At 45.5% G+C, this 13,883-nt stretch carries 10 protein-coding genes; all 10 read right to left on the bottom strand.

The window, feature by feature from the left end; genetic code table 11:
• Nucleotides 1-13: 13 nt before the first annotated feature.
• From AB6T38_RS02675 to AB6T38_RS02630, 10 genes are read right to left on the bottom strand one after another with little or no spacing between them, the layout of a single operon-like run.
• The gene (locus AB6T38_RS02675; RefSeq protein WP_372545795.1) at nucleotides 14-2,104 is read right to left on the bottom strand and encodes an ATP-binding protein; all 2,091 of its coding nucleotides are present in this window, start codon (nucleotides 2,102-2,104) and stop codon (nucleotides 14-16) included.
• Nucleotides 2,097-3,683: a hypothetical protein gene (locus tag AB6T38_RS02670; RefSeq protein WP_372545794.1), complete on the bottom strand. Its 1,587-nt coding sequence runs from the start codon at nucleotides 3,681-3,683 to the stop codon at nucleotides 2,097-2,099. The genes AB6T38_RS02675 and AB6T38_RS02670 overlap by 8 nt, the downstream gene beginning before the upstream one ends.
• Nucleotides 3,683-5,953 carry a phage tail protein gene (locus tag AB6T38_RS02665; protein ID WP_372545793.1) on the bottom strand — a complete coding sequence of 757 codons (2,271 nt, stop codon included), beginning with the start codon at nucleotides 5,951-5,953 and terminating at the stop codon, nucleotides 3,683-3,685. The genes AB6T38_RS02670 and AB6T38_RS02665 overlap by 1 nt, the downstream gene beginning before the upstream one ends.
• The gene (locus AB6T38_RS02660; RefSeq protein ID WP_372545792.1) at nucleotides 5,953-8,142 is read right to left on the bottom strand and encodes a putative baseplate assembly protein; all 2,190 of its coding nucleotides are present in this window, start codon (nucleotides 8,140-8,142) and stop codon (nucleotides 5,953-5,955) included. The genes AB6T38_RS02665 and AB6T38_RS02660 overlap by 1 nt, the downstream gene beginning before the upstream one ends.
• 6 nt (nucleotides 8,143-8,148) lie before the next feature.
• Nucleotides 8,149-8,550, bottom strand: coding sequence for a GPW/gp25 family protein (locus AB6T38_RS02655; protein ID WP_372545791.1), 402 nt, complete (start codon nucleotides 8,548-8,550; stop codon nucleotides 8,149-8,151).
• A complete protein-coding gene (locus AB6T38_RS02650) occupies nucleotides 8,547-10,391 on the bottom strand; it encodes a hypothetical protein (protein WP_372545789.1) in 1,845 nt (614 codons plus the stop codon). The genes AB6T38_RS02655 and AB6T38_RS02650 overlap by 4 nt, the downstream gene beginning before the upstream one ends.
• Nucleotides 10,392-10,398: 7 nt before the next feature.
• On the bottom strand, nucleotides 10,399-11,058 hold the full coding sequence (locus tag AB6T38_RS02645; protein ID WP_372545788.1) for a phage baseplate assembly protein V: 660 nt from the start codon (nucleotides 11,056-11,058) through the stop codon (nucleotides 10,399-10,401).
• Nucleotides 11,059-11,117: 59 nt separating this feature from the next.
• Entirely contained in the window at nucleotides 11,118-12,197 is a 1,080-nt protein-coding gene (locus AB6T38_RS02640; RefSeq protein WP_372545787.1) for a phage late control D family protein, read from the bottom strand.
• Nucleotides 12,190-12,360 (bottom strand): hypothetical protein, encoded by a 171-nt coding sequence (locus AB6T38_RS02635; RefSeq protein WP_372545786.1) that lies wholly within the window; start codon nucleotides 12,358-12,360, stop codon nucleotides 12,190-12,192. Before AB6T38_RS02635 ends, AB6T38_RS02640 begins: the two co-directional genes overlap by 8 nt.
• Nucleotides 12,357-13,862 carry a hypothetical protein gene (locus tag AB6T38_RS02630; protein WP_372545784.1) on the bottom strand — a complete coding sequence of 502 codons (1,506 nt, stop codon included), beginning with the start codon at nucleotides 13,860-13,862 and terminating at the stop codon, nucleotides 12,357-12,359. The genes AB6T38_RS02635 and AB6T38_RS02630 overlap by 4 nt, the downstream gene beginning before the upstream one ends.
• Between the last annotated feature and the right edge of the window lie 21 nt (nucleotides 13,863-13,883).

The raw sequence follows: 13,883 nt of genomic DNA, 5'->3' as shown, positions 1-13,883 counted from the left end.
TCTCCAATAATCCTTATGATGGGTTCACTTCTCTGAAGGCCTTACCGGTTTTTTCAAACTCTTTTCGAATAGCCATAATGAAGTGGTCTTGGTGTATATCTTGTTGCTGTTGCGCTGCATAAAAAGCAGCCGCAACGGCAGCATTTCTAATTTCTCCACCGACCAACGGAAACAACGTGGCCAATTGAGTAAAATTCACATCTGTATGCAAAGGCGCGGTTTGCGGAACATGACAGCGCCATAAATGTTCCCTGTCGGTCACATTGGGTTCACGAAAATCAACAATAAAATCAAGTCGACGAATAAAGGCCACGTCGATGTTGTTTCTATAATTGGTGGCTAAAATTGTCATGCCGTCATAGGCTTCTAAGCGAGTTAACAAATACGCGGTTTCAAGATTCGCGTAACGGTCATGGGAGTCATTGACCTCTGTTCGTCGGCCAAAAATGGCATCTGCTTCGTCGAACAATAAAACCGACTGAGATTGCTCGGCGTAACTAAATACTTTTGCTAAGTTTTTTTCTGTTTCTCCCACCCATTTAGAGACCACAGCGGCTAAATCCACAATCAGCAAATCAACCTGAAGCTCATTGGCTAATACCTCTGCCGATAGGGTTTTTCCGGTGCCTGGCACACCAGAGAAAAGCAACCTGACGCCTTTTGCACCTCGGCGGTTACGCAAAAACTGCCATTCATCTAACACCTTGTATTGCAGCTTTAAACGACCAATTGCATCTTTAAGCTGTTGTAATTTACTCTGGGGTAAAACTAAATCTGACCAGCCCACACTGGGAGTAACCCGTTTAATTCCTTGGGGCAACACCGCACCGGAATACTGTTTGAATGCGTGACTCAGCTCCTTCAGGCTGTGCGTCTTTTGGCTATGTTTATGTAACGCTTGCCAACTGTTGACCCGCTGCATTGCTTGATAGGGATCTAAGGGAAACCAAGCGGCAAGTTGTCCAGCATCAGAGTGAAACTCAGGCAGTAATGCCTGCCACATCAGCAAAAGTTCACTGTGGTCAAGGCGTTGTGCAGGAAGATCAACTTTGATCCGCCCAGATTCGATGATATTGATAGTGTTGCTAGTGCATATAATCACGCAGGGACAAAAACCATTAAATAAGTTGAGATCCAATGGGGCCGCATTTTGTTTAAAATCACAGACCAATATAGGGATGGCAGCACTGAACAGACAGTCACACGCTAATTGTTTAAATTCTTGCAGGCTAAAGGTTTCGTTAAGCCGCACTACCGCAGATTGACGCTTAGTTTCATTTAGCAGTGCTAATGCACGATTTAAACTCAGCAAATTATCGCTGTTTTGAATCAGAATATATGAGCTATAAGATTGACCAATACATTGTTTTGCGTCTTCCACAAACGGGGTTTTTAACCACTTGGATAAACCGTGGAAACAACTTTGCACAGACACAGAGTGCGATAATAAAACACTAGATCTCCCCGTATTCAAAGCATGCCAAGTAACGGCATCGAGGATAATCGAACGGGTAAAAATCGGTGATTTTTCTGACAATTCCAACAAACCAAGCTTGAACAAAACCGACTCATTTAAGCTAGCGCACAGGGATTGTCGTTGGGAAGGTTGATGACAGACTAATTTGGCTAGCAAGGCTGGGGTTGGATAAGGTTGCTGCTGGGGGTGCAAATGACAAAACAGGTTTGCGAAACCTTCATGTTCCTGTGCCATGCCAGCTAACACTAACATTTGTATTTCAATGGAAGAAAGCTTCAAACCAGAAACCAGACGAGCTAAAGGGCTAGCTTGCGAGCTAAGTCTATCTTCTGCCACGTCATTGATGTTAGTTCCGTTAATGCCTTGCTGGGCAGGCAAATCATCATTGATGGACTGTAAATAATTGTGCAGAAAATCCAGACCAGACTGAATATAAGGATCATCTTTGCTAAAAGTAGCCTCTAGTAACTGAAATAACTGATGGCTGAGCTCCGCCACCTGTTTAAGCACAGGACCTCTACACTCATTTAACCGCTGAGCACAAGGGTCTAATGTTTGCTCAGAAGTAGCCTGTTCTGGAATTGAACCTGCTGCAGCACCGCTTAAATAATGCAAAGAATCATTCATAATAGAACTTCACTACGTAACCTAACCATGGTACATAATCAGGATCCAAATCTAATCCTGCCCCGCGAATTTGTGTATCAATGTCCTCCATTTCAAACACAATATTCACCCAGCCGCCCTGATACTCAATTCGCCCTTTGCGCTGACATAGGTGCTCAAATACCTTAGTCTCGTTGCTGTTCTGCGGTTGCCCTAAACCCACAAATAAAGCCCCTTTGATTTCCTCGGCAAACCTTTGGTAGGCAGTATGATCTGCGCCAATAATAAGGCCTTCGTTTCTTTGAACTGGCTCAACCGCGAATAACTCCCCACTGAAAACTTTCATCGCTGGATCGAGTGTTCCTTGGGGTAATAGGTATTGCCCTAGTAGGTTTAGTTGCTCTATAACTGGGTAGGGTTTATCTAATAAAACCGCTAAATTTTGTTGCCATTCGGGCTGTTTAAGAATGTTTAACACATAGAGCAAACCCGCAAAATCGCTCAATAAATCTTCATTTTCTGGGTTCAAAATGGAAAGGGGTTCCCTGTGATTTAATTTCACCTTAGGGGGCGCATTTTGCTGTGTAGCAGTTTGCGGATTATTTTGTTGTTTAGCTGCTGAAATTGCAGAATCTGAAAGTAGATCTAAAGCTGCGATAAGCTCTTCAAGCAAATCACAAATATAGTTGCTTAGGGCTTGATTATTAGCAACGATTTGAGCATAGCCATTATTTGAATGTGTGCACAATAACCGCAAAAATACCAAACATTTAATATCATTTAACTGCCATTTCGCTATCTGTTTTACTTTTTCACCTAGGTGTTGATTCAGCTCTCCAACGGAGCGAAAGGTATCGGGTTTAATCTGTAAATAGTGTTTAAGCCACTGAGGCAACACCGTGAATGCCCAGTGCTGAGGTGCAAGTTGTGACCTTAGGTGGCGGCCCAGAGTCATCGCTAACTCGGTAAAATGAGGTCCATAGTGACGGTTAATATGCTCCACTATGTCTACCCAGTTAGGGCTAAACTCTAACAACCCATCCATCAAGCTGTTGCTGTCTACAAGTTCAATAACCCGTTGTTCGATTAAAAGGTTAAGTCGCCCTTCCACAGCCAATCCAAACACCACCCCTTTGAGTAAAGACGGCTGCCTGATTAGATATGCAAGCCAAGCCGCTTTAGCCTCGCCTAAATTGACACTAGTATTAGCAACAATTCCCATCTGCTGCCACGCCCACACGTTGCCTAAACGCTGCATTGCCAAGTCAATGGCAACGGATTTAAGAGCATCAACCTCTGAGTGGTAATGTAACCATTGCTTAGGATCCGCGTTCGCAGCTAACGTCTGCAAGGAAGTTTCCAGCTCGACTAGCCAATCTTGAAAGATTTCCACATCGGTTTTGTTATGGTCAAATTCAATGGGTAAATACCAGTTTTGAATACACACAATATCTTTTTCTGCATACCCATAACGGGCCAAGGCCAAATCGATGTATTCACGGAATAACTGTTCAGTGAGATAATCCAACCTCGCTTTATAATTACGTTGCGATTCAGTTAGCTGATAACGGCGTAAAACCTGATTAATTTGAATATCCATCACCCTACCCTCGAGTCAAAACCCACTTGACTATTGCCAACGATAGTTCCAGATTTCGCTTGTCCCAATACATCTGTGGTAGCCAGAACGGATTTACCGATTTGCAATTGACCAAAGCCCGAGCTTTGGCCAACCACCGAAGACATGCCTAAATACAAACCAGTGCCAATGCGCATACCTGAATCCACTGAGCACAAATCAAACACCGTATGGGCAGGCCGATGGATCTTTAGAATATGCTCGACTACAGCACGGCTTTGTTCATCTAAAACTACTGGCACTATGACGCTGAATTTGTGTGCATGGAGTGAAATAGCATCTAAATAAGACACCGCTACTTGATTACTACTCCCTTGAATTTCTGCGTCAGTTAAATTTTGCTCACCACTGACAGGGTTCTTTTCAGTGGCGATCCTAGTTGCCTCTGTTTCACCTAATTTCCCGCCAATACGAAAGCCCGCGCCGAGAATAGAGTTGGCCGCTAAAGCATCATCTTCGCCTACAAAGGCACCGCCTAACCCACGGACCTGAAAATGCTCAATAATAGTGATATTTCGCTGTAAATAAATTTCGATAAAACGTTTTAATCCTGCCACAGTGCCTCGATATTTAAACAACCACATGGCCTCTTTAACAATCTGCCGTTGGGCGACCTCTGGCCATCGGTTATCAAGCTCCATTCCCAATAAACTGCTGAGCCACGGAAGCGCAGCAATAGGCGTAGACAAGGGATCGAGCAAACGATGACGTTCATCTGAACGTTGTTCAAGTTCGTCAAAATTACTGTTTAACAGAGTTAAATATCGATCTAAAAACTCACTGGCTGCGCCTTGAACAGAGAACACTCGGGGTAAACGCCGCAAGAGATCTTTGGCTGGGTATTCCACTCGAATATTTTTCAGTTTAGGTGACGCATGGGACTTTCCAAAGAGGTCAATGACCAACCAAAGATAGCGACCAGCTGGGGCGTTGACGGGCGCTTCATAGGTACGCCAAGGCTCATCGGTGAAAGACCAAGGTAGTTCGCGGTTTTGGCTACGCCGATGTAATTTTTGACTCACCAACACCTCTTCAACGGCTAAAAGTGAAGGTAATGGCGGTGTAAGATCAGGACGATTTAACTCATATTCACCAATATTTTGCGGTGCAGACGCCGCTAATTGCGGCCCATTTAGCTGTTCATCACTGACGATATAACCTAATTTCACAAAAGTACCTACTGGTAAACAGGCATCAATAAATACCCTGCCCCAGTGGCGCTGCATTTCATTATTATCAAGTCTGAAGCAGACTAAACGACCTTGATTGGCATACTGAATTTTGGCGACAGTTGCATACATTAAGCCTTTTTCTGACCAATAAACGACTTTGCCAAAGGGATCTAGCGCGATGCCCCGGCCGTCGTAATAAGGCCCTTGCAGGTGAGGTAATCGGGCAACACTATTGGGCGTTACTCTAAAGCGCTGAAAATCAGCATCAGGTGCGCCCGCCACAACAATGGTATTATCATCGGTGGCCAAAATATCATTGGCATAAGGGACATCAATTAATACATTTTCACCATCAATTGCCCAAATGGCCGCCGTTTCTGTGCCCCCTCCCACTAACACAAACACCCGTCCATCTGCGCCTATTGTGACACTAGAGATCACGACACTGGGGATATCCTCGGGAAACTGAACATCAACCTCCACCGCTTCAGCGGTGGCACTTAATTGAAACAGACGGTTTGCTGGTGCAACTGCGGTAGTTGCACTAGCTGGATGGTAAGTAGAGACAACCGCATAAACCTGTTGACCATCACCGGCCAAGACACTGGGCGTGCCATCTAAATAAAGACTGCGTAACAACTTATTGTCGATAAGATCAAAAATTAAGATCCGCTGATTGCCGCTATCTGCGATAAACAAGCGACCTTTGCGATCCACTACAAGTCCCACAGGCGTGCTTAAATCAGATTGCTGCTGTTGCCCTACAAATTCACCATAGTTTTGTTGCAATGTGCGAAATAGAGACTTAGCCCGACTAGCTTGACGTTTTTCCGACCACAATAATTTGTCTATGCGATTGTCTTCGGGAATAGCGTGATACAGGCGACACCAAGGATCAAAGATTAAACCTGCGGGTTGGGCAGAAAAAGCATGGGAGTCGAGCATTGCTTGATGTTCCCACGCCAGTTGCACGCTTTGTTGCTGGATATCCACACTGGTATTGTCGTGGGCAACACGCATCCATTGATCAACACCTGCAATCATCGCAAATTGAGACATCAGCACACATCCTTAATCACTGGGACTGGCACTGCGACACCATCGGTTTCAGCGGGGCTAATCATCTCGCCGGGACTGAGTGTCACTGCACCGTTTTCAACGGTGATGCCAATTAACTCGGGGACTTCATTTTTTTGCAAATTCACCGTATTGGTAATTTCATTACCAGCGTCGTCCCACCCCACCAATTGCAAACCTTCTAAATATTCAACGCCTTCCACTTGATGAGCCGCAGCTTCTAATTCCGCACCATGCACTCGGCGCCCTAGTGGCCAACCTTGTCCACTAGGGCCATAAGGTGGCAGTGGTGCAAGAAACTGTCGCAGTGCCAACTCTACCCAATGGCGAACCGCGTCAATCCCAAAGCCATTTTTCACTTTCACGCCCACCGCAATGGCCACGGGTACGTACTTAGGAGGCAAAACATATAATTCGGTGGTAATGAGACGCCTAGCATCTAAATATTGGCACACGCTACGAAGCTGATTTTTGTTAGGCACTGGCGCATTGGGATTGTGCTTATCTTCTTTTGGCCATACCACCACACTGACTACACCAGCAGATTCTTGTAATGGTAATTCCGGATGATAGCGAGGTAACACCTCAGAACGCGCTAGATCTGCCCCAGGGGACTGCAATGCTAATTCTTGAAAATCAGAACCTGTCACCGCGCGATTACGTCTGCGTAATTCGCTGGGGATCCGTTCTAAAGCCGCTTCTAGGGTTTCAGCATCAGTACCACCATAGGCATTGAGTGGATTACTAACTTTGACCAGTGGATTCTCAGCCACTTTGTTAATCGCCTCGGCTGCGACATTGCCGACTCTACCGCCACCATATCGGTATTGAATCACCCTTACCCGCTGGCCTATCTGCACCACTGCACCATTAATGCCTGTACCAAAACGAACTTGTCCAGCTTGTTTATCAAGCATAAAGTGGCGGTCACTTTCGGAGCTTGAATAAAAGCCTACCACTTCTTGCCAGTCCGTCCAACCTTGAGGCTCTTCTACCTGCAACTGAACTGAGTTTGCCAATACCTGTTGATGATTCAAGTTATACACTTGATTGGGTTGACCATTACCGGTGCCAATAAACTCTGATTTTGCCTGTACCGCTTGTTCCGCCATGGTGGCATTGGCGCCTACATAGGTAATTTTACCAATAACAGTGTCATCGTTGCGGAAGGCTCGCAGCCAGCAAATAACCCTAGACTGGGTATCATCATCCAAAATCGGTGGGTAACCTCCAACCCCTTGCATGTTGATATCGGCCAATTTATAGTCCGACATATGCTGTTCGTCGTTAGGCAGTTGTAGTCGAACAACGCCTTCTTTTTCTAACCCGTTGGTGGTGTCGCCTTCTATCTGTAATGGGTAATAAATAGGTTTATTATCATTACTGATCCGCCCCGTCGATATTTGCCAACTGACAGGGCTACCACTTGCTTGAGCAGCATCTCCTGGACACCGAAAACGCTGGGCAAACTCAGCGCTATGATGATCTAAATCGTCTTCTAAACGAATCTCTGGCACAAAGCCAATATTAAGCAAAAGTGGGCCATTGGGGTGATGCAATAAACGCTGTTTTACTAATTCGGTTTCTGCCGCTTTTTCTGCAAGCACCGCGACCCACAAAATGCCATCTACGGCACTATTCATGTCTCTGGCAACACCGGGTTCATCCTGCCAAATGGTTTCAACATGGTAGGCTTGGGTCTTACTTGCTTCAACGCTGGCCGCTGCCTGCTGATAGAAAATGCCTTCCTCACTATCTTCATCAGGAACTTGATCAATTACCTTGAGCACGCCAAGGGCACTAACTGGCAACACATGGACTTCTTGCAAGGTGGTAAATTTGACGTCGCCCGCACTAGCCTGGCTGGCGAGTTTAGCGGCCACACCTTGCAATTCTTTTGTGGTAAAAGACAAAAGGGCCGTGGATGGATAAGCGCTTTTTAAGGGAATTTGCAGCAGTCGCAAAAATTCCATTTTGGTGGAATCGGGTATTTGATTAAACCGATAAAGTAAGTTTTCAGTTAAATAAGAAAACAATTCGATCAGTGCAATACCTGGATCGCTAGGGTTATGATCCGTCCACTCTGGGGCGTAAACCGGAATACGTGCAATCAATTCATCACGTATTTGCTGATAGGAGCGATCATCTAAAATAGGTTTATTGAGGCTCATCCTTAGCTACTCCAGATAAAAGGGAAATACAAGGTTTTCACGACTTCCGTCCTGAACATGAGAATATCGAATGCTGATCATTGCCACTGCGGGATCTTCACCACCATTCACTTTGACTTCTTCGAGTTTTATTCTTGGCTCCCAACGACTTAAGGCGCGCTCAATGTCCCGCTGTATTCCTGCCCACGTTGCAGAATTATTTGGTTGCATTAAGTAACGTCGTAAACCGCAACCAAAATTAGGTCTCATGATTCGTTCTTTAGGCTCTGTTTGTAATATCATCCAGATTGATTGCCTCACTTTTTCTGCCCCTTCCACATAGGCGATGGTTTTATCTGCTTGACTCGGTTGAACCGGAAATGCCCATCCTTTGCCAAGAAAAGCTTTTAGTAGTGAAGACTGACTCATGAAGCCTCCTTGCTGAATTCAACTTTTTGGAAATACACTAAACCACTTTCTGGAGTAGGCAGTACTCCTGCTAATTCAGGATGTGTTACCTCTTCATATTCCGTTTGCATCGCAATAAAAATACCAGCCAATTCATTTAAGGTAAGACTGCTTAAACCTGGACTATCGCCGCCACTTTTCATATCGGATCGCATGTCATCGGAGGCATTAATGCCGTTGGCGATCATTAGCGCCAAATCCGCCTTAATTTTCGACGCTTCGGTATAGATTTTTTGGTTATCTTTGTCTTTATTCACCGTAATCGAGAAACCGGGCTGTGAAATCTTAGCCTCGATATCAGGTCCCAAAATAGCCAGTTGCACGGCTAAATCAGCGCTAAAATCCGCCATAAGTTGCACGTGAGCATCAATTGAAGCGTTAAAATCGACACCAAAAGAGCCATCAAAATCCAACTCGCCTACTAAGCCAGCATCAAATTGGAAAGACGGTGGTATACAGAATTTTAGTTTTAGCAAAAACCATAAATTAAAAATGAATAGTAAAATCGGTAAAAACAATCGAAATAGGAACATGGCAACAATGAAAAAAAGAAAAATCGAAAAGAAACAGATTTGCTGACCCGCCCGAGTCAGTGGCTCCCCCCCTTGGGGCATATCCATATTATCAGTAGCAAAGTTTAGGGAAGATTCTGGCGGCGCAATAATGCGCGCATTTGCGCCTCGTCCAGCAGGGGCATTGTTCACCTGCTCTCGAATTGCGGGTAAGTCAGGGAGTTTGATATTGACAGGCCGATGACTGGTTCCATCTAGGTCAAAATGGGCGGCAATTTGATAACCTTCTGTAGCTTTGCTCCAAATTAGATCACCACAACAATCACTTTGGTTAGTCTTGGCTGGAAACTGGTTATGGTGACGACGCACAAAACATCGAATTTCATATAGATCAGAGTCATCAAATCTAGGATTATTATTGCCATCTACATCCCCTAAACTGGTGGGGATAACCCCAAACCAAAGGGTTCGTCCATGGGCAGAATGTTCAGGTTTAGTGGGATCAGCGATAAGTGGATACAAGGGGATCACCTGCTCAGTTAATTGCTCAGGGGTTTCCTCTATCGCCTGCCAATTTCCCACGCCTTTAAGATCGCTGGGCGTCCACCCTTGGAGTTCAACCTTAATATCACCTGTTGCGGTCATCTGATTTAGCTGGGCAGATATATCTTGCAGTTTTTGAGTCAGGTTTTGGGTTGTACCAGACTGTAAACCTGAGAATAGTCGCGCACTCTTAGCTTGTATAAAGCCACTTACACTCTGCGCAACCCTGCTCTCATTTAATTCTTCGGTTTTCCCTTGTATATTAATTTTATTGAGATCATTTTGGAGTTGGCTGCGTTGACTCAATAAGGTATTCACTTTGCCTTTTAGCTCTGGCGTAATAACGGGCACACGACGGCGCACCACAAATCCTGCCTCACACACTTTGTCACGGCTGACTTGGGGAAACCCAGCCACATCACAATGTAATTCGCACATCACTACATAAAAACGACTATGGGTATCTAAATATAACTTCAATGGCGACTGTGATTGAGCGTGCTCAATGGGGGTGATAACTTTATTGGGATCTGTAGCCAAAGGTTGAACAAAGTCTTCACCGTTAAAACGCAGGGAATGCTGAGGTTCATCCACAAGGTTATTGGCAAAATTAGCATCGGCATATTTTTGGATAATTGGCGCAGAAAAACGGTTTATCGCCGTGTTGCTAGGGGCATACCCACCCAACGATGAAGGGCGATACCAAGGAGCAACCAATTTCCAAGGATGTTCTGCTGTATCTAGCATAACTGCACTACCATAGGTTGCCCACCCCAGGAGTATACGAAGGTGACACCACAGCGGCACTAGCAATCATAGTGGTACAATTGATAATACCGTCAAAATTTGCCACAGGTGCATGGACGTTAAACGCTGCGGCATTCAATTCAACAGTGGAATTGGCAGTGATCTCGATTGCGCCGGATGGGGAAAATTCAATTTTGTGACCACTTGAGTGAGTGATAGTAATAGCACTCGATGCTTCATCTAAAAGCAATTCATGGCCTCCCGAGGTTTTTAAGGTAATTTTGGCGGCACCTTCACTATCATCAAAGGTCAGTTCACTTCCTGAACGGGTTTTCAAGGTGCGAATGTTATTGGCATCCTCAGTTTGTTGCGGCGGTACAGCCCGACCATTCCAGCAGGAGCCAATAATATAAGGTCGCCGCAAATTTCCCGCTTCAAAGGCCACCACCACTTGAGAATCCACTTCAGGCATAACTTGTAAACCTTGATCATCATCTGCATAGGGAGTTGTCAAAGTGCTCCAAGCTTCAACAGTCGATCCACTCAACCAAGGAAAGCTCACTAACACTCTGCCCAAATTTTGCGGATCAACAATATTGACGACAATCGCTGGATAAACCCCGAAATAGCGTTGTCTGCCGCCATCTGGTGCGTATTGGTTAGTCATTTATCACTCCTTAAATGCATGCTCTTGGTTTAGTTAAATAATCTGTCAGTTCAGCTAGGTTATTCATTAATAAATGCTCGCTGGGCCTCAAAATGAGTTTGATGGCCATCTGCTAAAGTGTATAAATGCTCAAGCTTAGTCACGTAATAACCATCTCCGGAAAACGGCGCACCAAGCTGTTCTAACCTGACAGAGCTGCCAACCACTAAATCCGGAACCCCGACCGATATGGCATTCACCGTGACAAACTGCCGCGCTCTACGTTGCATCTCAGCAATGGCCCATGAAGCAGCTTCTTCTGCCTCCAATGGCACTTCCATAACCCGCTTACTGATGCGTTCACCAAAGGCTTTTTGTAAAATGCTGACACCGGAGCGCCCACCTGCAATTTCACTGGAAATGGCAGCATCATCGGCCCATTCATCAATAGGTTGCGCCTGAGTGGCGTCATATCCGGCAACATGCACTTTGGTTTTTTGATGAGCCAAATCAGCGCTGACTCGCACATGCATCAAATCTGTGCCGCGAATTAAGGTCAAACTGGTGCCACTGCGCTTATCACGGGTTTTATAGTGTAGGCTTTCATTTTCTAACCACACCTCGGCTTGCAGTAGACGAGCTCGCTCCCGTAAAAACGCTAGATCGCTCATATTGCATTGCTGAATTTGGTTATAGGTAGGCCCATTGGCATCTACCTCACTTTGTAAGCCATGTTCATTGGCAATTTCTTCGGCGATTTGCTGATCACTCATATCTTCATAGGTTTTCGAGCGGCGGATCATCCGTAAATCCATCAAACGATCTTCGGCACAAAAGCTAAACTCTGGCTCCTGGCCTTCTTCAAATTGAATTTCCAACGCACTGATATAGCCATTAAAAATAATTCGTTGCCGAGCCCCCGCGCCAATCGCCACTTTGACTTGTTTGCCAAAATCCAAATAACGTCCATCTAAATACAATAGACTCTCGGTTCTTTGTCCTGGCATAGGCCCAATGGCGGTAAACCTAGCAGTCAGGGTTTTCATTCCATCGAGTCCCTCTTGCACACTCAAGTAGAGCACATCTCGAATCAGCTCATTGATGTCTTCACCGTCAACGTTGAACGCCGGTTTGGCATTAAAAAATAATTCGTCAATCATCTAGACCTTCCGCCTTAGTCCGTTGGGATTGTGTGTATTGGCGTTTAATTACGGCCTCTATTTTTTGCTGCTCTAACCAGCGCTTATCGCTTTCCTGCTCGCCTTGCTCACGCTCAGGTTGAACCACCACTTCAGTTACAATACGGTCAATATAGGCTGTCATTTAGTCACTCCTGTGCATTGGCATCCTGTAGAAAAGCTTGAATTACCAAACCCCGGTGATTTCGAATCAACAGCTTGTCGCTGGGCATCTCTTTGCGGTAAGGCTACCCACGGGGGAGTTGCAGCGTTGGAAGTAAAAGGAACACCGTGGGGATGGTTAGCAATAGCAAGATCACGGTCTGCATACACCTTCATGACATTTTGCGTTTGCGAGACACCAAACAAAGGCTCCAATGGAATGCCTTGACCATAGGTCATTGCCCGTTGATCAGGAAAAGCTGAGGTTTGCGTAAATTCATTGGGCATTTGCGTGTCGCTTTGGTTTTGTGCTCGAACCAAAGGAGCCCGGCTAATCCCTTTACTTTTTCCAGTTTGATCTACTGCGTTTCCACCGAGCACCTTAACAGTACTTAACAAATCACTATTGATGCCAAATGCCGACACGCTCAATTGGGTTTGTTGCTGACTATTTTGCAGTTTCACCCCATTTATTGTCGCCCCAATACCGCCAAGGCTAGAGATGGCTTTGCCAGCTGAGTCAGCATCATTTTTGCTCTGGGGAGTCATTGTTGAAAGTGGGTTATTCAATTGCGATACAGTTGACAAATTTAGCCCTGAAGAGGCTTTCTGGTTCACATCCGACTCGGCATTAACCCCACTACTTACACCTATGCCAGGACTAATATTAGTGGCGGTATTAAAGACTACTTGGCTACCCGCAGCGAGATTTCCCCCAGTATCAGCGCCCACGTCTAAACTTCGCCAAGCGGCAGGATCCACGCCCATTCTTGCTGCAAATTCAGCGCCCATTTCCCCTTCTAAGGCAAAACCAACTTTTGCCCCAGCAGATATACCAACACCCGCGCTAATACCGGCACTCACACCAAAGCCTGCACTCACACCTGCGCTGATGCCTATGCCTGCAGACAGACCTATTCCCGCACTGATACCTGCAGAAAATCCAGAATTTGTGCCAGCGCCAGGCAAACTCGCTTTTGCACCGGGATTTTGTGCGTTGCCCGTGCCTCGATCTGCCGGTGTAAATACAATTGTTGGGTCTTGTTCTTTAATACTTAAATTAACTTTTGCCCTTAGGGGATAACCGTTAGCAGCAAAGTGCTCCAGACTGACATCAATACTATTGGCGATACCCACGACGGTGAGATCCCCCCAGTTAAATTTCAATTTAGGTGGCGGATCAGGATTATTTTCCGGTGTTGAAATAAATTGTTCTAGTTGCTTAGTTTTCTGGCGGACTGACACTGGCGAATCTTTACTGCCTTCATCGGCAGTATCAAAAATTAGTTCCATGGTTAGAACACGGGAACTGTTTCCGGTTTGTTGCCGGACTTGTTTGGCTGCTGACCGACCGCCTTCAATTTGATTGGTGATGCGTATTTTTAATGAGGATGGATTAAATTGCACAGGAAAAGCAACACCATCTCCGGTTTCCGCCTCATCAGCCAATACCTTTTGTAATGTCGCTTTAACTAAATTACTCACTCAAACTTTCCCTATATTTTA

This window comes from Aliiglaciecola sp. SL4 (assembly GCF_041538045.1).
Lineage (GTDB): Bacteria > Pseudomonadota > Gammaproteobacteria > Enterobacterales > Alteromonadaceae > Aliiglaciecola.
The sequence above is the reverse complement of the archived record's forward strand: the minus strand, read 5'-3'. Positions and strand labels throughout refer to the sequence as shown.